At 65.0% G+C, this 19,517-nt stretch carries 19 protein-coding genes and 1 pseudogene; 15 read left to right on the forward strand and 5 right to left on the reverse strand.

The features are described 5' to 3' along the window. The first annotated feature begins 25 nt into the window (after positions 1 to 25). From E2K99_RS12820 to E2K99_RS12840, 5 genes are read left to right on the forward strand one after another with little or no spacing between them, the layout of a single operon-like run. Entirely contained in the window at positions 26 to 886 is an 861-nt protein-coding gene (locus E2K99_RS12820) for an ABC transporter permease (RefSeq protein WP_134222449.1), read from the forward strand. Further along, on the forward strand, positions 883 to 1,662 hold the full coding sequence (locus E2K99_RS12825) for an ABC transporter permease (protein WP_121045541.1): 780 nt from the start codon (positions 883 to 885) through the stop codon (positions 1,660 to 1,662). The genes E2K99_RS12820 and E2K99_RS12825 overlap by 4 nt, the downstream gene beginning before the upstream one ends. 12 nt (positions 1,663 to 1,674) lie before the next feature. Continuing rightward, positions 1,675 to 2,688 (forward strand): ABC transporter ATP-binding protein, encoded by a 1,014-nt coding sequence (locus E2K99_RS12830; RefSeq protein ID WP_134222450.1) that lies wholly within the window; start codon positions 1,675 to 1,677, stop codon positions 2,686 to 2,688. 35 nt (positions 2,689 to 2,723) lie between these two features. Further along, a complete protein-coding gene (locus E2K99_RS12835) occupies positions 2,724 to 3,692 on the forward strand; it encodes a nucleoside hydrolase (RefSeq protein ID WP_034332010.1) in 969 nt (322 codons plus the stop codon). A 54-nt stretch (positions 3,693 to 3,746) separates the two neighbouring features. Continuing rightward, on the forward strand, positions 3,747 to 4,826 hold the full coding sequence (locus E2K99_RS12840; protein WP_134222451.1) for an adenosine deaminase family protein: 1,080 nt from the start codon (positions 3,747 to 3,749) through the stop codon (positions 4,824 to 4,826). A gap of 12 nt (positions 4,827 to 4,838) precedes the next feature. On the opposite strand, the gene E2K99_RS12845 is transcribed toward E2K99_RS12840, so the two are convergent. Continuing rightward, positions 4,839 to 6,560 (reverse strand): methyl-accepting chemotaxis protein, encoded by a 1,722-nt coding sequence (locus tag E2K99_RS12845; RefSeq protein ID WP_134222452.1) that lies wholly within the window; start codon positions 6,558 to 6,560, stop codon positions 4,839 to 4,841. Here E2K99_RS12845 and E2K99_RS12850 point away from each other — a divergent pair. The 5 genes and pseudogenes from E2K99_RS12850 to E2K99_RS12870 form a co-directional block, all read left to right on the forward strand. Continuing rightward, positions 6,553 to 6,771 (forward strand): hypothetical protein, encoded by a 219-nt coding sequence (locus E2K99_RS12850; RefSeq protein WP_134222453.1) that lies wholly within the window; start codon positions 6,553 to 6,555, stop codon positions 6,769 to 6,771. The two genes, E2K99_RS12845 and E2K99_RS12850, sit on opposite strands and share 8 nt — an antisense overlap. Before the next feature lie 113 nt (positions 6,772 to 6,884). Then, the gene (locus tag E2K99_RS12855; protein WP_134222454.1) at positions 6,885 to 8,150 is read left to right on the forward strand and encodes a multidrug effflux MFS transporter; all 1,266 of its coding nucleotides are present in this window, start codon (positions 6,885 to 6,887) and stop codon (positions 8,148 to 8,150) included. 66 nt (positions 8,151 to 8,216) lie between these two features. After that, a complete protein-coding gene (locus E2K99_RS12860; protein ID WP_039785818.1) occupies positions 8,217 to 8,420 on the forward strand; it encodes a hypothetical protein in 204 nt (67 codons plus the stop codon). A gap of 181 nt (positions 8,421 to 8,601) precedes the next feature. Beyond that, entirely contained in the window at positions 8,602 to 8,898 is a 297-nt protein-coding gene (locus E2K99_RS12865) for a type II toxin-antitoxin system MqsR family toxin (RefSeq protein ID WP_134222455.1), read from the forward strand. A gap of 1 nt (position 8,899) precedes the next feature. Beyond that, positions 8,900 to 9,298, forward strand: a pseudogene (locus tag E2K99_RS12870) (type II TA system antitoxin MqsA family protein); the annotation flags it as partial. 155 nt (positions 9,299 to 9,453) lie between these two features. Here E2K99_RS12870 and E2K99_RS12875 read toward each other — a convergent pair. Further along, on the reverse strand, positions 9,454 to 11,862 hold the full coding sequence (locus E2K99_RS12875) for a DNA polymerase II (protein ID WP_240733709.1): 2,409 nt from the start codon (positions 11,860 to 11,862) through the stop codon (positions 9,454 to 9,456). A gap of 213 nt (positions 11,863 to 12,075) precedes the next feature. On the opposite strand from E2K99_RS12875, the gene E2K99_RS12880 reads away from it, so the two are divergent. Further along, positions 12,076 to 12,885 carry a lysozyme inhibitor LprI family protein gene (locus E2K99_RS12880; RefSeq protein ID WP_240733710.1) on the forward strand — a complete coding sequence of 270 codons (810 nt, stop codon included), beginning with the start codon at positions 12,076 to 12,078 and terminating at the stop codon, positions 12,883 to 12,885. A gap of 140 nt (positions 12,886 to 13,025) precedes the next feature. After that, entirely contained in the window at positions 13,026 to 13,232 is a 207-nt protein-coding gene (locus E2K99_RS12885; RefSeq protein WP_166675067.1) for a hypothetical protein, read from the forward strand. 13 nt (positions 13,233 to 13,245) lie between these two features. Here the strand turns inward: E2K99_RS12885 and E2K99_RS12890 are convergent, their stop codons facing one another. Together E2K99_RS12890 and E2K99_RS12895 are read right to left on the reverse strand one after the other, a co-directional pair. Beyond that, positions 13,246 to 14,658: an aminotransferase-like domain-containing protein gene (locus tag E2K99_RS12890; RefSeq protein ID WP_134222458.1), complete on the reverse strand. Its 1,413-nt coding sequence runs from the start codon at positions 14,656 to 14,658 to the stop codon at positions 13,246 to 13,248. Between the two features lie 127 nt (positions 14,659 to 14,785). Further along, positions 14,786 to 15,535: an SDR family oxidoreductase gene (locus E2K99_RS12895; protein ID WP_134222459.1), complete on the reverse strand. Its 750-nt coding sequence runs from the start codon at positions 15,533 to 15,535 to the stop codon at positions 14,786 to 14,788. Between the two features lie 103 nt (positions 15,536 to 15,638). Here E2K99_RS12895 and E2K99_RS12900 point away from each other — a divergent pair, with 103 nt between their 5' ends. After that, the gene (locus E2K99_RS12900) at positions 15,639 to 16,586 is read left to right on the forward strand and encodes an AraC family transcriptional regulator (protein WP_134222460.1); all 948 of its coding nucleotides are present in this window, start codon (positions 15,639 to 15,641) and stop codon (positions 16,584 to 16,586) included. On the opposite strand, the gene E2K99_RS12905 is transcribed toward E2K99_RS12900, so the two are convergent. Next, complete coding sequence (locus tag E2K99_RS12905; RefSeq protein WP_134222461.1) at positions 16,583 to 17,221, reverse strand: GntR family transcriptional regulator; 639 nt, start codon at positions 17,219 to 17,221, stop codon at positions 16,583 to 16,585. The two genes, E2K99_RS12900 and E2K99_RS12905, sit on opposite strands and share 4 nt — an antisense overlap. Before the next feature lie 110 nt (positions 17,222 to 17,331). Between E2K99_RS12905 and bioB the strand changes: the two genes are divergently transcribed. Continuing rightward, complete coding sequence (gene bioB / locus E2K99_RS12910) at positions 17,332 to 18,342, forward strand: biotin synthase BioB (protein WP_134222462.1); 1,011 nt, start codon at positions 17,332 to 17,334, stop codon at positions 18,340 to 18,342. After that, entirely contained in the window at positions 18,342 to 19,508 is a 1,167-nt protein-coding gene (locus E2K99_RS12915) for a cytochrome P450 (RefSeq protein ID WP_134222463.1), read from the forward strand. The genes bioB and E2K99_RS12915 overlap by 1 nt, the downstream gene beginning before the upstream one ends. The last annotated feature ends 9 nt before the right edge of the window (positions 19,509 to 19,517 follow it).

The following is a 19,517-nucleotide window of genomic DNA, read 5'->3' on the forward strand; positions in this document are numbered from 1 at the left end:
TCTTTCCGGACCCCGTTAGCGCCCCATGCTCGCCTCTTCCAAATCACGCCTCGGACTGATGCTGGTCACGCCTGCGCTGATCTTCACATCGGTCTGTTTCCTGCTGCCGGTGGCGGCTTTGCTGCTGGATGCCTTCCGCATCGGCGGCCCCGACAGCCTCGACGGCGGCCCCCTGCAATGGAGCCTGGCCCGCTTCGCCGACTTCTTTGCCGAGCCGCTGCACCTGCAGGTGCTGTGGCGCACCCTGCGCATTGCCGCCCTGGTGACGCTCTGTTCGGCCCTGCTCTGCTATCCCGCCGCCCAGGCCATCGTGCGCGTGCATGCGCGCTGGCGCGGGCTGGTGCTGGGCATGATGATCCTGCCGCTGATGGTCTCGCCCATTGCGCGCACCTATGCCTGGATCGTGCTGTTCGGACGCAATGGGGCGGTCAACGCGGTGCTGTTGCATCTCGGGCTGGCCGATGAGCCGCAACGCCTGCTCTTCACCGAAATGGCGGTCTTCGTGGGCCTGCTGCAATTGCTGTTGCCGCTGATGCTGATGTCGCTGGTCAGCGCCATGGAAAACATTTCCGCCGACCTGGCGCTGGCTGCCTCCACGCTGGGTGCCAATGCCTGGCAGGTGTTCACCCGCGTGACCCTGCCACTGACGCAGGAAGGCTTGATCGTCGGCGGCACCCTGGTCTTTACCGGCAGCGTCACGGCCTACGTCACCCCGGCCCTGCTGGGCGGGCCCAAGGTCCTGATGCTGGAAACCCTGCTCTACCAGAAGGTCAGCGTGGAAAGTGATTTCGGCACCGCCAACGTGATTGCGGTGATCCTGGTGGCGATGACGCTGGCCGTCAACGCCGGTCTCAAACGCATTGCCGCTCCCCGGAGGACGACATGAAACAAGGACTCTTCCCGCGCGTGGTGCTGTGGGCCGTGATGCTGTTCCTGCTGGGCCCCTTCATCATCGTCTTCCTGGCCGGGTTCAGCGGCGGCGAAACGCTGGCCTTCCCGCCGCCTTCGTATTCCCTGCGCTGGATCGTCTCGGTGCTGCAGGCCGATGAATTCCGCCAGGCCTTCGGCACCAGCCTGCAGATCGGCTTGCTGGCGACCGTGATCGCGCTGCTGCTGGGCGTGCCGGTGGCTTATGCGATGTCGCGCATGCCGCCGCCGGGCATGGCGGTGATCAAGCAGGTGCTGACTTCACCGCTGATCATCCCGGCCATGCTGGTCGGTCTGGGCCTGTTGCGCCACTTCGTGCTGCTGGTCGATGCGCCGGTGTTCCTGGGCTTGCTGATCGGCCACGTCGGGCTGCTCACGCCCTATGCCGTGCGGGTGGTCTATTCCAGTCTGGCCAACCTGCGGGTCGATATCGAGGAAGCCGCCATCACGCTGGGGGCCACGCGCCTCCAGACCTTCCGGCTGGTGGTGCTGCCCAATATCCGGGGCGCGGTGATTGCGGCCTTCTTCCTGGCCTTCGTGACCTCCTTCAACCAGGTGCCGGTGTCGCTGTTCCTCACCGGCCCGGGCATCAGCACCCTGCCCATCGAGATGCTGGGCCACATGGAAAACAGTTTCGATCCCTCCATTGCGGCGCTGTCCACGCTGCTGGTGCTGTTCACCATGGCCTTCGTGCTGGTCACCGAGAAGGTGCTGGGCATTTCCAAATACATGTGATGTGAGAACCTGATGAGTTACCTGAATCTGCAGCAAGTGGCGCTCGGCTACGGCAACGCCAGGACCGCCGTGGAAGGCCTGGACCTGGCCGTGCAACGTGGCGAACTGATTTCTCTGCTGGGCCCCAGCGGCTGCGGCAAGACCACCACCATGCGCGCCATCGCCGGCCTGATCGACCTGCGCGCCGGCCGCATCACGCTCGATGGCCGCGACATCAGCCGCCTGCCGCCCAACAAGCGCGACATCGGTCTGGTGTTCCAGTCCTATGCACTGTTCCCGCACCTGAACGTGTTCGACAACGTGGCCTTCGGCCTGCGTCTGCGCAAGGTGCCGGCCGCCGAACTGCGTCAGCGCGTTGAGAAGGTCATCGCAGCGGTCGGCCTCGCCGGTTTTGAGGCGCGCTTGCCGGCGCAGATGTCGGGCGGCCAGCAACAGCGGGTGGCGCTGGCGCGCGCCATCGTGATCGAGCCCAAGCTGCTGTTGCTGGATGAACCGCTGTCCAACCTTGATGCCAAGCTGCGCGTGCAGATGCGCGCCGAGCTGCGCCGCATCCAGCGCGAACTGGGCATCACCATGCTCTACGTCACGCACGATCAGGATGAGGCGCTGGCCATGTCGGACCGTATCGTGGTCATGAACAGCGGCAAGATCGAGCAGCTCGATACACCCGAGCAGCTCTTCAATGCGCCACGCACGCGTTTCGTGGCCAACTTCATGGGCTTCGAGAACCTGTTCGATTATCGCGACGGCCAGTTGCACGGCGCGGCGGGACAATTGCCGCTCTCCGGCCTGCCCGCCAACACCGCCTGCGCCGGCTGGCGAGTACAGCAGGTGCAGGTCGGCAGCGGTCCCTTCGAAGGTCGCGTTCTTTCGCGCGGCTTCCTCGGCGAGCATGTCGAATACCTGCTGCAGACCGCCCTGGGCGAGGTACGCGGCATGGCCCCGGCGGCGCAGGCATTGGCACGTGAAGGCGACACCGTCCGCTTCGACCTGCCGGCGCAGGACGCGCTGGCGCTGGCCGCCTGAGCCTTTCCCCTGGACCCTTGAAGAAGAAGACAAACATGCACAAGATCTGGCTCGATACCGACCCCGGCTTTGACGACTGGCTGGCCATGCTGATGCTGTCGGCCAACCTCGAAGTGAACTGGCTGGGCGTCTCCGTGGTGGCAGGCAATGCCCCGCTGGTCACCACCTACGACAATGCGCTGCGGATCAAGCAGCATTACCAGCTCGACGTGCCCGTCTATGCGGGCTGCGAGCGACCGCTCGCCGGCGCCGTGGAAACCGCGCAAGCCATCCTCGGCGAATCCGGCATGGCCACCACCGGCGAAGCCCTGCCCCAGGTCGACATTGCCGACCTCGAAGCACGCCAGTCGCGGCAACTGCAACGCGACCCGCTGCCGCATGCGGTGGATGCCATGATCGAGGCGATCCGCCTGCATGCGGGCGAGATCACGCTCATGTGCATCGCCCCGCTGACCAATGTGGCCGTGGCCCTGCAGCGTGCGCCCGAGATCGCGGGCATGGTCAAGGAAATCATTCTCATGGGCGGCTCGGCCGACCAGGGCAATCACACCGCTGCCGCTGAATTCAATATCTATGCCGATCCGGAAGCGGCCGATGTGGTGTTCCGCTCCGGCATCCCGCTGCGCATGTTCGGCCTGAACCTGTGCCGCCAGCTGCTGGTGACCGCCGCTGAAGTGCAGCAGGTCCGCGCCTTGGGCACGCCGCGCGCGAAGTGGCTGGCGGGCTACTTCGATGCCTACCTGCGCATCCGCAGTCCCGACGGATCGGTGCCGATGCCGATGTATGACCCGGCGGTGGCCATCTGGCTCAAGCGTCCGGAATTGTTCAGCTTCCAGCCGGCACGGGTGGACATCGAATTGCAGGGCCGTCTCACGCGTGGCATGACCGTCTGCGAATTCCGCGTGCCGCGCCGCGCCCCGGCCAACACCGAGGTCGCCATGACGGTCGATGGCCCGCGCGCCATGCAATGCATGATGCAGGAATTGCTGGGCAGCCTCTCCTGAAGATGGCGCCCTCCCAGCACACCGGCCCCGGCCCTCTCCACTGATTTGCGTTTCATGACCTTCGACAACCAACACCAAGACGACACCGGCCCGCTCACGCTCGAACAATTCGTGCGCGCGCTACCCAAGGTCGAACTGCATTGCCACCTGTTCGGTGCGGTGCGCCGCGAGACCTTCAGCGATCTCTCCGCCCGCGCCGGTCATCCGGTCTCGCAGGAAGAGATCGAAGCCTTCTATACCCGTGGTGAAAAACCGGTGGGCGTACTGCGCGTACTTCGCGCGCTGGATGCCGAGCTGATCCGACAGCCCGACGATCTCTACCGCATCACCTACGAATACCTGCAGGATGCCCACGCCCATGGCGTGGCCTGGAGCGAATTCTTCTGGAATCCGACCGGTACGGTGCGCGTGTCCGGCATCTCCTATGCCGATGCGCAGGACGCCATCGTGTGCGCCATCGTCGATGCCGAACGCGAGATCGGCATCATCGGCCGCCTGATTCCCAGCATCGACCGCGAGGCCAGCCCCGAGGAAGCCGTGGCCATGGTGCAGTGGATGCTGGCGGCCCGCGTCCCGCAGGTGCCGGGCATCGGCATGGATTACCGCGAGAACGACCGCCCGCCGGAACTGTTCGAAGCCGCCTACCGCCTGGCGCGCGAAGCCGGCCTGAAGACCACCGCCCATGCCGGTGAATTCGGCATGCCCTGGCACAACGTGGCCACGGCCATCGACCTGCTGCAGGTGGACCGCATCGACCACGGCTACACCATCGTCGACAATCCCGATCTGATGCAGCGCTGCATCGGCCGCGGGCTGGTCTTCACGGTGGTGCCGACCAATTCCTACTACCTGCGCACGCTGCCCCCGCAGCGCTGGGCGCAGGATCACCCGATTCGCCAGATGCTGGCGGCCGGGCTGCGCCTGCATCCCAACACCGACGATCCGACCTTGCATCTGGTGACCCCGACCGGGGCCTGGATGATGATGCTGCAGCTCGGGGCCACGGTGGAGGATTTCCGGGACTTCATGCGCAATGGTTTGCACGCAGCCTGGATGGATGAAGCCCTGCGCAGTCAGTGGCAGCAGGCCTGGAGCGAGCGCTACGATCAATTGCGCGCGCGCCTGCAGTCCTGATCGCCGGGGGCATCAACGGGACATGTCGATGACCAGTTCGCCCTCGCTGGTACCCTCGCCCGTCTCAAGGCGGAAGCGGGCCATCAGTGCGGCCATGCGTTCGGTCGCCAGGCGCATGGCTTCTGCGGCCGCGGACGATTGCTGCACCAGTAGCACGTTGCGCTGCGTAGCCTGATCGATGGCGCTGACCGACTGGCTGATGCGGCGCGCCCCGGCCGATTGCTGGCTGCTGGCGCTGGCCACCTCGCCGATGAGCTGATTGAGCCGTCCCACCTGCGCCACCACTTCCTGCATGCTGCGACCGGCCGTTTGCGCGCGCCGGCTTCCTTGATTGATGCGCGCCATCGCATCGTTCAGCAAGACCCTGATCTCCTGCGCCGCATCGGCGCTGCGGCGGGCCAGCTGCCGCACTTCATCGGCCACCACGGAAAAAGCCTGGCCATGGGTGCCGGCATGGGCCGCCTCGACTGCTGCATTCAGCGCCAGCAGATTGGTCTGGGAAGAAAGGTTATCGAGTTTGGCCACGATCTCTTCGATACGCCCGGCCGCCAGGTGCACCGCGTGCATGTTGCCGACCACCTCGCTGACTGCCACGCCACCCTCCAGCGCCGCTTGCGCCGCCGACCGGGTCAGGCTGCAGGCTTGCTGCGCGCGGTCGGCGCTCTGCTGCACGGCCTGATTCAACTGTTCCATGGCGGCAGCCGCCTGCTGCAGGGAACCGGCCTGCTGGGTGGCCCGTGTGGTCAGATTGAGCGCCCCCTCGGCGATCTCCCCGGCGGAACCCCGCATGACCCGCGCCCCATGCCTGACCTCCCGCACCAGATGGCTCAAGCCCTGGCGCATGTCCTGCAGGGACGACAGCAGTTGCCCGGTTTCGCCCTGGAAGCCCCCATCGATGCGTCCGCACAGATCGCCCTTGGCCACCCGCGAGGCCACCTGGGCCGCCTGCGAAAGCGGACCGGTCACCAGCCGGTACAGACTGGCCACACTCACTATCATCACCAGCAGCAGCAAGCCGCCCACTGCGGCCACCACGGTATCGAGCCGCTCCCTGGCCTGGCGCGCCTGCAGGATGTCAGCCCGGGTGCGGGTGTCCAGCATGGCCTGCAGTGCTTCCAGCGGGCGCATCATGGCGGCTCTCGCCAATTCGTAGCGCGGATCGTGGAGCAGGCGGCGAGCCTGTTCCAGCGGGTCTTCGCGCAGGGCCGCATCAATCAGGACGCGGTCCCGCGTATGCCGGCGCACCAGTTCCATGGCGCGCAACTCGATGGCCAGTACCGCACCGGACCGGCTGCGCACTTCCTCCACCTTCGCCATCTCGTCGCGGCTGAAGCCGGCCTGCTGCATCAGCTCGCCAAGCGGCACGATGACAGCGCTGTCCGGTCGCGGCGGCCGGCCATCCGCATCCACCAGGTCCCAGTAGATGCGCTCGTAGTGTTCCGGGCGGGGACGGCGGCCGTCACGGATTTCCGCAATGGCCTGGTATTGGCGTTCGGCCTGGTATCCACCGGTAGCCACGAAGCTGCGCGCCAGGCGGCTCAGGTCGTCGGCACCCTGGCGCAGCTCGGCCACCAGCCGCTGTGCCTGTTCGCGCCGGTCACTGGCTATAGCCACGCGGTCTTCGGCTTCCGACGCTGCCACTGACAGGGCAATGAGCAGCGCCAACAGCAAGGCGACCACCACGCTCAAGCCGGACACGATCTGCCGCATGGAAAAATATTTGTAAATGGACATGCTCCCCTCGCTGATTCGACTGAAGATGCCGTGCCCGGGCCTGCGCGCCTGGCGGCGGCGTCTCGGCGGGAACGGCAAGCGGACGATACGTGGGGAGCCCGTCCTTGTGCGCGAGGGGCCAGATATGCTGAACGAATCTCGAATTACTTCGTTTTTTATCTCGAAATTATTTGAATTTCTCTCTAAAACTATCCGTTTACTTGCCAAATAATTCGGCTCTTTTTTCTACTATCGGAGACAGTCTTCCAACGAAAGAGCGAGCGCCAGCAGAAAAACGCACCAAGGTTCACAATAGCGGTCTTTGCCATGCAGCATCCGCTCTCCATGAACCCTGTCAGTCCCGCCACACGGCCTGTGCCGCGCCATCCGCCGAATCACCCGAAGTTCCTGCTGTTCCTGATCTGCGCCTTTGCCTCGGCGGGCCAGTTGGCCATCGACTTGTACGTGCCGGCCCTGCCGCAGATGGCGATCGACTACGGCACCTCGGCCCAGGCCATCCAGACCAGCGTGACCGGCTACCTGATCGCCTACGCCTTCGGTCAGCTGGCGTTCGGGCCGCTGGCCGATGCCTGGGGCCGCAAGCGCGTCCTGATGCTGGGGCTGGGCCTGTTCACGCTGGGATGCGTGCTGACGCTGCTGGCCCCCAACCTGGAAACCTTCGTCGCAGCACGGGTGCTGCAGGGCTTCGGCATTGCCGCCACCAATTTGCTGGCCAAGGCCATCATCACCGATTCCTTTGTCGGGCAAACCCTGGTGCATGCCTACACCTACATGGCCATTGCCTGGGGCCTGGCACCGATCATTGCACCGGTGATCGGGGCGCACCTGCAGGAAGCCTTCGGCTGGCGTTCCTGCCTGGTCTTCCTGCTGCTGTATTCGTTCGCGATGTGGGCCATCCTGTGGCGCTATCGGGAAACTTTGGCCGAGCCGGTGCACCTGCATCCGGCCACCCTGCTCAAGAATGCGCGCATGGTGCTGGCCAGCCCGGTGTTCCAGAGCTGTTTCCTGGCCCAGGGCCTGTGCTACAGCATCCTGCTGGTGTTCAACATCGTCGGTCCCTTCATGGTGCAGAACACGCTGCGCCAGCCGCCGACTTTCTTCGGCTACCTGGCGCTGGCGATCGGGATGATGTATTTCCTGGGCGGCATCTCCAACCGCATCCACCATCGCCGCCTGCCCTCGGCCGAACAGCGGCTGCGCATCGGGGCGCGGGTGATGACGACGGCGGCCTTTGCCATGCTGGCCCTGGCCTTGCTGGTGGGGCTGACGGTGTGGACCCTCATCACGCCGGTGCTGGTGATGGCCTTCTGCGCCGGGGCTATGTATCCCACGCTGATGGCCAAGGGCAATTCGATCTTTCCGCACATTGCCGGACTGACCAGCGCCATCCTGGGCTTTGCGCTGCTGCTGGTGTCCTCGGGCATGATGGGGCTGGCCGGGTTCGTCTCCATCCACAGCCTGACGCCGCTGGCGGTGTTCTTCTGCATCGTCGGCCTGACCGTGATTGCCATGGTGGGCAAGCTGCTGCAGCACCTGCAGGTGCCGGCGGCTGCGGCGACGTTGCAAGTCAGACCATCAGAAAAACCCTGATATCCGCCGCCTCCCGGCAGGCATACGATGTGGCCATCGACACTGATTCATTCCCGGGAGGACCCCATGGCCATCATCCAGACCTTGCTGCACTACGGTAGCTATCTCGCCGCGTTCTACGCCGTTTATCTGCTGGCGGGCAGCCTGGCGTTCGGGCTGGTGCTCTGGCAGAAGGTCTACGGCAAGGCGCAGCGCCAGCCGGTGCCGGTGCGCGTGCGTGTGCATTCCGAGCGGATGGACGGACGCGAGCGCGATTCGTATTACCGCTGAAGCGTGAATACAGTGATGCGTCGAACGTAGACAATCGCTGTTCGCCTGCAGGTCAGCCAAGGGCTGGATTCGTGGAATCCGGCCCTTTGTCTTTGATGGCATCAGTACAAGTTGGAGGACAGCGCAAGCAGCATAAAACAACCTAGTTGGTGCAATACACGTACTAGGTTATACTCCGCCGATGGAAAAGAATTCGCCTCACTGCCCGCTCTCGACAGTCCGTGACTTGATCAGACAGCAGCGCGTCGCTGCCACCCATACGGCGAAAGCGGGCGCGGCGGCTGTCGGGCTGAGCTTTCTCGACATGCTTGATGTGGTGATGGCGCTGACCGATGGCGATTTCCACAAAGCCATGACCACCCATGCGGATGACAACGTTTGGCAGGACGTCTACAAGCCACTGACCCACGTAGGCCAGCTTTACGTGAAGCTGACCGTGGTGAATTCCCTGCTGATTGTTTCCTTCAAGGAGAAATGAGATGAAATGCCCCACCTGCGGTGCCGCTGAAATGGTGCATGACACCCGCGACCTGCCCTATACCTACAAGGGTGAGAGCACGACCATCGCGGCAGTGACCGCTGATTTCTGCCCGGCCTGTGGCGAGTCCATCACCGACTTCGCCGAGTCATCCCGTGTCTCTGCCGAAATGCTGGCCTTCAACCGGGAGGTGAACGCCACCCGCATCGAACCGGCGGAGATCGCGGAGACCCGTGCGGCGCTGAAGCTTAGCCAGCGCGATGCCAGCGTTCTGTTCGGCGGGGGCATCAACGCGTTCAACCGCTATGAGGCGGGTTCGACGAGACCGCCCCTGTCGCTGGTGCAGCTCTTGCGCCTGTTGCGCAATCACCCTGAGTTGCTTGAAGAGGTAAGGACGAATTCTCCAGCCACCGCCCAAGCCCAGCCTTTGGGCATGAAACAGCCCACGGGCAAATCGCTCCCGGCGGCACTGCGGCGCTGATGACCATGGATGGGACTGTCCCAACGAGCAACAAGAATTGAAGATGCTCCTGCAGCCTCATCGGGAACTTCGCTTCAGAACAACTCCTGCTGCGGCGAGGTCACCGCCGCAAAACTGTCGCCCACGAAGACCAGGATGGCATCGGCCACCGGGGCCAGCTGGCGTTCCAGGTAATGGCCATAGTCGATGGCGGCGCGGCGTTTTTCCAGCGGCTCCGGTCCGGCCGTGGTCATGACGTAGTTGATCCAGCCGCCTTGCTGGTATTGCAGCGGACGCCCGCCTTCCTCGTTGACCTGGTCGGCCATGCGCGCAGCGCGCACGTGGGGCGGGACGTTCTTTTCGTAATGGTCGAGCTGGCGGCGCAGGCGCTTGCGATATACCAGCAGATCATCCAGCCGCCCGGCCAGCAGGTCAGCCACGTAGCCGGTGATGAAGTCGCGGTAAGGCTCGCCACGGAAGATGCGCAGATACAGTGCCTGCTGGAAGCGCTGCGCCAGCGGCGACCAGTCGGTGCGTACCGTTTCCAGTCCCTTGTAGGTGACCTTGTCCTCGCCTTCGCTGGTTCGCACGTAACCGGCGTAGCGCTTCTTGCTGCCGGTCTCGGCCCCACGTACATGCGGCATCAGGAAACGCTGGTAATGCACCTCGAACTGCAGTTCCAGTGCGCTTTCCAGCTGATACTGCCCGGCCAGATGGCGACGCCACCAGTCATTGATGCGCGCGGTCAGCTGCAGACCGATCTGGCGCGCCTCGTCATCGCCATGCGGCCGGCGCAGCCAGACGAAAGTGGAATCGGTATCGCCATAGATGACTTCGTAACCAGCCTCCTCGATCAGCTCGCGCGTGCGATGCATGATCTCGTGCCCGCGCCGGGTAATGGACGAGGCCAGGCGCGAATCGAAGAAGCGGCAGCCGGTCGACCCCAGCACGCCGTAAAAGGAATTCATGATGATCTTCAGCGCCTGCTGCAACGGCTTGTTGCCCTGCGCCTTGGCGGCTTCGCGCCCCTGCCAGATCTGCTCGATGATGGCCGGCAGGCTGTGGCTGCGGCGTGAGAAGCGCGCGCCGTTGTAGCCGGGCACGGTCTCGCTCTCCGGCTCATTCAGGGTGCCATCGACCAGCCCGACCGGGTCGATCAGGAAGCTGCGGATGATGCTGGGATACAGGCTCTTGTAGTCCAGCACGATCACCGAGTCATACAGCCCCGCGCGCGAATCCATCACGAAGCCGCCCGGACTGGCCAGTGCCTCGGCATCCCCGAGATTGGGGGCGACGTAGCCCTTGCGATGCATGTGCGGCAGATACAGATGCGTGAACGCCGCCACCGAACCGCCGCTGCGGTCGGCCTGCAGGCCGGTCACGCTGGCGCGTTCCAGCAGGAAGGAGAGAATGTCGGTCTTGGCGAAGATGCGCGTGACCAGTTCGCAGTCCTTGAGGTTGTAGGTGGCCAACGCCGCCTTGTCCTCATTGAACATGCGATCGATCTCATCCATGCGCTGATACGGCGTGGCAATGGCCTTGCCTTCGCCCAGCAGCGTTTGCGCCACGTTCTCCAGACTGAAGGACGGGAAATTCCAGAACGCCCCGCGCAGGCTTTCAATGCCGTCGATCACCAGCCGGCCCGCTGCGTTGACCAGCAGGTGATTGGCGCGCATGCCATGTTCGCGCCATTCCAGTGCCCGTCCCGCTCGGCCCAGGCGCAGCGTGGTGTGGTATTTCTGCGCCTGCTTCTGCAGCACGTTGAGGTCGAACTGCACCAGGTTCCAGCCGATCAGCGCATCCGGATCGTGGCGTGCCACCCAGTCGTTGAGGCAGTCGATCAGTTCCTTGCGGCTCTGGCAGAACTGCAGTGCGAAATCCACCGACTCCACGGCACCACTGGGCGGCCCCAGCGCATAGACGCTACGCTGGCCGCAGCCTTCGATGGCGATGCTATAGAGCTCGCCCTGCCAGCTGGTTTCGATATCCAGCGACGCCAGCCTGAGCGGCGGACGATAGCCCGGCAAGGCACGAATGCGCGCTTCTGCCAGCACCCCGTGCCCATCGTCCACGCCCTGAAAGGCCAGCGGCGCATTGATGAAACGCTCCATCAGGTAGCGTTCGGGTGGACGGATATCGGCTTCATAGACACTGATGCCAGCGGCGATCAGGGCCTTCTCCATCTTCAGCAACTTGCGATACTGGCGCGCATACAAGCCCAGCACCGGGCGCTGGCTGACATCCTTCAGGTGTTCCAGGGCGCGCAGTTCCATACCGGGTTCGTGGGCGATCAAGGCCTGCACGCGTTCGGCCTCGGCTTGCGGCACGAAGGCCACCGCTGTCTGCGGCGGCAGGCGCAGGCATTGCGGCCCGTCATCAGTGGCCACCCACAGCTCGATCTCCACCCCGGCCGGGGTATCGCGCCAGTGCCGGGACAACAGGAAGCCTGCGCGTTCGCCGGGGCGCAAGGCGGTGGAGGAAAGAGGAGCGGCTGAGTCGGTCACCGTCAATAGCGGGCTGGTGCGGATGGAGACGGGATTCTACTTGGATGTGGGCGAGCTTGCGCGACTGCGCACGGGCAATTGTGAAGAACGGCCAACATGCTTTTTCAGCTGCAAAGATTTAAAAAAAATTCCGTTTCTTCTCCGCGTTTTGGGCAGCCCATGGCAGTGCGATCCTGGCGCCCATCACGTCCCCGCAATACGGAGAGTCTCGCCATGAAAACCCTGCCCCTCATCCTCCTGCTCAGCAGCGCCAGCCTGTTGGGTGCGCTGGAACTTCCGTCGGCGCGTGCCGCCAGCTTCGACTGCAGCAAGGCCGGTTCGGCCAATGAAAAGACCATCTGCCGGGATGCCGAGCTGTCCGCGCTGGACGATCAATTGGGCCACGCCTACCGCCGCGCGCGCCAGGCCGCAGCCGATCAACGTGCCTTCCGCACCGCCAGCGATGCGCAATGGCGCTGGCGCGAAGACAACTGCCGCGACCGCGCCTGCCTGCTGGCCTGGTATCAGCATCGCCAGACCGAACTGGAGGCGCAAGCCGCGCCGGGCATCGCAGCGGCCCTGCTCACCGCCAAAGGAAATGCGACTTCGCCTGTGCCCGCCCTGCTCGCAGTGCCCCCTGCCCAGGCCCCGCTTGCGGCACCGGCCGCCCCGGGCTTGCGGCTGGGCCTGGACGCGCGCCAGATCGACCACCTGGCGCCGGCAGGCAGCACGCCCTGGCCGCATTACGCGCGGGCCGAACGCGGCCAGTATTTCTACCGCGACCCCGAGGCCGGCGAGACCCAGCCGCTGGTGGCCGTGCGCTATTACGGCATCGAAAACGGCCAGTACATCCTGGAAGCCGTGCGCGGCCAGACCGTGCTGCGCTACACCTGCAGCGCCGACTGCCGCTACATCGCACAGCTGGCCCTGCCGGGAGACGTGGAAAAGGATACGGTGATCGTCAGCAATGACCGCGCCTCCCTGCCTGGACTGATCGTCAGCGATGCGGTCAACGGCTTGCTGGCACCGGTGCAATCGCGCTAGCGCGGCGTCACGGATGAGATTGCGTTCTTGTCCTACACGCCTTTGCGAAGGCGGATGACAGGCAGGAAAAATCGCCAGCGGCATACTGCGCAACATCGAGCATGGTGCGCATGCTCCCCTTGCCCTGGCGAGAAGCTCCTATGAAGAAAATCGAATTCGACGGTTACCTGCTGGTCTATCAGGCCGATGATAGCGAAGGCCGCTGGAAAGGCTCCTACGCGATCCTGAAGGATCGTGCAGAAATCACCCGGGGCTCCCTGCCCCTGTCCGCCCATTCGGAGGACGAAGCCGTCGGCGAGATTCTGGCAGCCGCGCGCCGCCAGACCAGTCTTGCCATCGCGGCCTAGACTCTCACACCACCTACACTACCGTTTCGCGCAGGCTGCGGCGATGGGCCAGTTCCATCAGCCGCCGCAAGGCGTGGACCAGTTCAAAGCGGCTGCGCGAACGCCCCAGCGAGAGGCGAATGTGCGGCGCACCGCTGCGCGCGGGTTCGCCGTCACCGGCCTGGAAACTGTCCTGCGCAACCACGTTGAGCCCAGCCTCCCTGGCCTTGCGGACGAAGTCCTGCCCTTTCCAGTGTTCCGGCAAAGCCTTCCAGAGATGGATGCCGCCGCTATCGGCCGGCCCTTCCTCACCCAGGGTACGCAAGGCCAGCGCCTGGCGCGCCCAGGCTTCCTGCCGGATGCCTTCGGCCAGCATGGCGGCAGTGCCATCGTGGATCCACTGCGTCGACAGCGCCGTGGTCAGCGGCGTAGACATCAATACGAAAGACCGCAGTGCAGCCAGCACTTCGTCCTGTGCCTGCCCCTCAGGGGTGAGCACATAGGCGGTCCGCAATCCGGGGAGCAGGCACTTGGCCAGCGTGGACACGTAAAACACATGCCGCGGTGCATAGTGCGCCAGCGGCCTGGGCGCATGGGCCGCAAAGCGCCAGTAGGGGTCATCCTCGATGATGCGCAGATCGAGCCGGGTGGCGACGGAAGCGATCTCGGCGCGGCGCGCGGCCGGCATGGTGCGGGTCGTCGGATTCTGCAGCGTGGGATTGAGATAGACCAGCCGCGCGCCATGCTTGCGCACCATGGTCGTGAGCAGATCCGGGCGCATGCCTTCGTGATCCACGCCGACCGCAACCACGCGCCGCCCGAGCTGGGCTGCCGCCGCCAGCAGGCCAGGATAGGCCAGCGGTTCGGCCAGCACGGTTTCACCGGGACGGGTCTGCGACAGCAGCAAGGCCGCCAGGGCCGACTGCGCGCCCGGACAGGCCAGCACCCGTTCGTCTTCCACCGGCCCCAGCATGTCCTGCAGCCACATCGCACCGGCGGCGCGGTCGGCACTGCTGCCGCCACCCAGGTGATACGTCATCAGCAGATCGACATCACTGTGCATCAGTACCTGCGACACGCCCTGGCGCAGCAGGTCATCCAGATCGATACCGGCCGGCGGCGGCGGGATGTTCATCGACAGGTCGATTACCTGGCTCAGGTCCACCTTGGGCGCGGCCACGAAACTCCCGGCGGCGCCGCGTCCTTCCAGCAACTGGCGGCGGCGCGCCTCGCCGTAGGCGCGGGTGACGGTGGTGAGATCGACGCCGAGGCGATCAGCCAGCATCCGCTGCGGCGGCAGGCGATCGCCAGGCTTGAGGCGTTCGTCGGCGATGGCCTGCTCCAGAAAGCCCACGATCTGCAGATAACGTGGACCGCCATGGGCCGTGAAACGGCTGATCCAGTGCAGGGAGGGATCTGCGGTGTGTGAAGGGTCCGGTCGGGCCATGGAGAATCCTGGTGAGGGGCTGCCTGCCGACGGTTGTGCAGGCGGACATCTAGTATGGATGCACCAACAACAAAAATCCATACATCGCCACTGCCCCTTGTACCAAGGTTTTCCGGGCTGCTGGCGTTTATGCGGAGGCCGAGCGCATCCATTCCACCGCATCTTCTCCTGCGGCGATGCGCATCGGCGCGGCCGCCTCGGTCGCCGCCCGCCACACCGCTTCGGCTACATCGCTGGCGTGGGTGATCTGGCTGTGATCCTGGAAATTGCTGAATACTTGCGCTGCGAGTGCGCCGTAAGCATCCGGGATCGCCCCTTCCATGCGCGGCCGGGCATTCTCGGCGAAGCGGGTCTGCGGTGCGCGCCCCGGCAGGACCAGACGCGCCTGCACGCCGACGCTGGCCAGTTCGAGGGCGACGGATTCGGTGAAGGCATTCACGGCAGCCTTGCTGGCCGTGTAGACCGCCAGCAGCGGCAAGGAGCGCAAGGTCACCGAGGAGGTGACATTGACGATCACGCCCGCGCCGCGCTGGCGCATCTGCGGGATGACCGCCTGTGTCATGGCGATGCTGCCGAGGGTGTTGGTGTCGAAGATCTCGCGCACCTGCTCCATGGGCTGGGCTTCGACGGCGGCGAGCGCGCCGATACCGGCATTGTTGACCAGCACGTCAATCGGGCCGGCCTCTGCGATGGCAGCGGCGATGCTGGTCCCGCTGGTCACATCCAGCGGCAGGATGCGCAGCCGGGGCGAGTCGGGCAGCAAGTCGCCGCGCGGTGTACGCATGGTGGCGATGACCTGCCAGTCGCGTTGCAGGAAGTACGAGGCGATTTCGAGGCCGAAGCCGGACGAACAGCCGGTGATGAGGACGGTTTTCATGCTGGATTCCTTGTGAGGTGAAAGAGAACAAGGCGAAGAATAGGCGCCCGTGGCCGGACTTGCTACAATCCGGAGTCCATCATTCATTGGCAATCGTCCAGCCATGTCCGAACCATCACTCACCGATCCCCTGGCCGAAGTGGTCAGTCTGCTGCAGCCTGCCGCCCGCTACACCAAGTACGTCCAGGGTGCCGGCGGCTGGCGGGTGCAGCGTTCCCGGCCGGAGCTGGCCTTCTATTGCGCGGTGCTGGAGGGCAGTTGCCGCATCCTGCGCGCAGATGCCGGCGCAATGACCGAGGAGACCTCCATCGTGCTGCACGCCGGTGATTTTTTCCTCGCGCCGGCCTTGCAGGGTTTTACCCTGGCCAGCATGGACGATTGCGATGACGCCCTGCTCAATGAAGACAATCCGCCACCGCGTCTGCCTGATGGGCGCTATCACCTGGGGACGCTGGGCTTGCCGCCGCAGGTGCAACTGGTGGTCGGCCATTGCGTCTTCGCCTCGCCCGATACGCCGCTGCTGCTCTCGCTGCTGCCCAGCCTGGTTGTGGTGCGCGCCCATGCGCGCCTGCATACGCTGGTGCAACTGGTGGGTGACGAATACCGCGCCGAGCGTCCGGCGCGCGACGTCGTGCTGGCGCGTCTGCTGGAGGTGCTGCTGATCGAAGCCCTGCGTTCCGGCACGGACACGGGTGCAGCCGCCACACCCGGCTTGCTGCGGGGTCTGGGCGATGTACGGCTGGCTGCGGCGCTGCGATCCATACATGCGCGGCCCGCCGACAACTGGAACGTGCTGCGGCTGGCGCGGGCTGCTGCGCTGTCGCGCTCCTCTTTCTTTGAACGTTTCCGCCGTGAAGTCGGACTGGCTCCGATGGAATACCTGCTGGCCTGGCGCATGGCACTGGCCAAACGGCTGCTGCTGGGCGAGGCGGCCTCCATGGCGACGGTGGCTCAGCAGGTAGGCTACAGCTCGGCCTCCACCTTCAGCGTGGCCTTCAGCCGGCATGTCGGCGTGCCGCCGTCGCAGTTCGCCCAGCAGGGCAAGGCCTAAGCCGCCACGAAGCCGACCCGTTCCATGGTGCCGATATGCATGCTCAGCAACTGCACGGCACGGTCGGTCTTCTTGTCGCGCAGGGCTTCGATGATGAGGCGGTGATCGTGATCCGAACGCGGCTGCCAGCCGCGCTTGAAGCCGGTCGAGAACAGGTAGCGTGAATTGGTCAGCTGCAGTTGCTTCAACACCGCCAGCAGGCGCGGCATGCCACATTCGCTGGAGAGGATGTCGTGGAACAGGTTGTTGGCGGCATCCCATTCGATCAGCGAAGCGGCCTGGGCACAGGCCTCCTGGGCGGCTTCCAGGCGGGCGATATGTTCGGGGCCGAACTTGCGGATGCTGTGGCGCAGGGCCAGGATTTCCAGCGAGCCGCGCATCTCGGCATTTTCCTTGACCGCCGCCCGGTCCACCTGCGTGACCCGCACCCCGCGACGGGGCAATGTGAGCACCAATCCCTCGGCTTCCAACTGACGAAACGCTTCCCGTACCGGCACGTGGCTGGACTGGAATTCCTGTGCCACGTGATCCTGCCGAAGCGCCGCCCCGCCTGCGATTTCACCGCGGATGATGCGCGTGCGCAGGACCTCCGCGATGCGTTCCACGGTGCTCGGATGCTCGGAATGAAGCGCCATATTTTTATAGATAATCTATGAAAAAAGAAATTGTTGAACGAATTTGAGCGAAGTTAGAATCCGCCGAAGCTGAATTCTAAGCCTTTTCACTCACGGACCGGATTTTATCGATGAGCCAGTGCCCTTCCCCCGCCGCTGCCCAAGCCAGCGCTCCCCTGCATTTCCACCGCCCTTTGGCCGCCATCGACAGCAGCGCGGCCGAGCAGCTGTTTGAACTGCCCTTCCTCGATCTGCTGTACCGCGCACAGACCGTGCATCGCCAGCACCACCGCGCCAATGAAGTCCAGCTGTCCAGCCTGCTGTCGATCAAGACCGGGGGCTGCGCGGAAGACTGCGGCTATTGCTCGCAGTCGGCGCATCACAAGGAAGCGGGCGTGCCGGCCGGCAAGCTGATGGGCGTGGACGAGGTAGTGCAGGCCGCACAAGCCGCGCGCGACCAGGGCGCGACGCGCTTTTGCATGGGTGCGGCATGGCGCAATCCCAAGCAGCGTGACATGGCCGCACTCACCGAGATGGTCAGCCAGGTGCGCGCACTCGGGCTGGAGACCTGCATGACCCTCGGCATGCTGGAGCAAGCCCAGGCCGAGGCACTCAAGCAGGCCGGACTGGACTACTACAACCACAACCTCGATACCGCGCCCGATTTCTATGGCCAGGTCATCTCCACCCGCAGCTACCAGGATCGGCTGGACACCCTGCAACGCGTGCAGGAAGCCGGCCTCAACGTCTGCTGCGGCGGCATCATCGGCATGGGTGAGACGCGCGCCCAGCGGGCCGGCCTGATTGCCCAGTTGGCCAGCCTGCCGGTGCCGCCGCAATCAGTGCCGATCAATCACCTGGTGCCGATCGCGGGCACGCCGCTGCAGGATGTGGCACCGCTGGACGAATTCGAATTCGTGCGCACCGTGGCGGTGGCCCGCATCGCCCTGCCGCACGCGGTGATCCGCCTCTCCGCCGGGCGCGAGAGCATGAGCGAAGCGACCCAGGCACTGTGCTTTGCAGCGGGTGCGAACTCCATCTTCCTCGGGGCCAAACTGCTGACCACGGCCAATGCGCCGGTCTCGGCCGACCTCGACCTGCTGCAGCGCCTGGGCCTGCAAGCGGCAGCTGCGTCCGCCTGATGCCGCTGCACTGGAGCACCGCCCACTGCGGCGGAGCCTGGGTCATCACCGGCTACGAGGAAGTGGCCGCTGCCTTGCGCGACCCCCGCTTCTCCGTGCGGCGCGCGGCCCGCTGGATCAACAGCGGGCTCGGCGATACCGGTAATGGGCAGCAGGACGAAGCGCAGCGTCAGTTCAAGCGCCTGTTCTCGCGTTCCTTGCTGTTCCTCGACGGCCGCGCCCATCGCCGCCTGCGCGGCGTACTCAATCCGGGATTCAAACCGGCTGACCTGCAAGCCCGGCGCGGCGACATCACCGCACTGGCACAGCGGCTGGCCGATGACATCGTGACCGATCCGCAGGCAGCACGCGGCTTCGATTTCATCGCGCGCTTTGCACGTCCCTTGCCCGCCCTGGTGATTGCGCAACTGCTGGGATTGCCCGACCGCGTACCGGCGGAATTCATCGACTGGGCGGCCGATCTGGCGGCCTTCATCGGCAGTCCGACGCCGGACGCCACGCAGACCCTCGCGGCGCAACAGGCCATGCGCAGTCTGTGTGATTTCTTCAGTCAGGCGCTGGCGCGAGCGGACGAGCTGCCCGAGGCTTGTCTTCTGCGCGGCCTGCTGCAAGCCCATGCAAGCGGGCAACTGAATCGCAACGAGCTGCTGGCCCAGTGCTGCACCCTGCTCTTTGCCGGCTACGAGACCACCCGCAATCTGCTGGGCAATGGCGTGCTGGCCCTGCTGCAAGATCCCGTGCAATGGGCCGCGCTCAAGGCCCGCCAAGCGGACCCCGCCGCCCTGCGGATGGCCGTGCGGGAGATGCTGCGCCATGACAGCCCGGTGCAGTACACCGGCCGCCGCCTGTTGCAGGACGTGACGCTGGCCGGTCAACGCCTGCAGCGCGGTCAGCTGGCCATCCTGCACATCGGGCAAGCCAATCACGATGCGCGCCGCTTCCGTGATCCGCAGCGTTTCGATATCCGGCGTGACGAAGGCATGCACCTGTCCTTCGGCCAGGGGCCGCACGTCTGCCTGGGTGCGGCACTGACGCAACTGGAAGCCGAAATCGCTTTCAGCGTGCTGATGCAGCGCCTGCCCACGCTGTCCCTCGCTGACGAAACGCCGGTGTGGCAAAGCAATGCAGCCTATCGGGCGCTGGATCGCTTGTCCGTTTTTTTCTGAAAGCCCCTC

Origin of the sequence: Herbaspirillum huttiense (genome assembly GCF_004367745.1) — a bacterium.
GTDB classification, from domain to species: Bacteria; Pseudomonadota; Gammaproteobacteria; order Burkholderiales; family Burkholderiaceae_D; genus Herbaspirillum; species Herbaspirillum huttiense.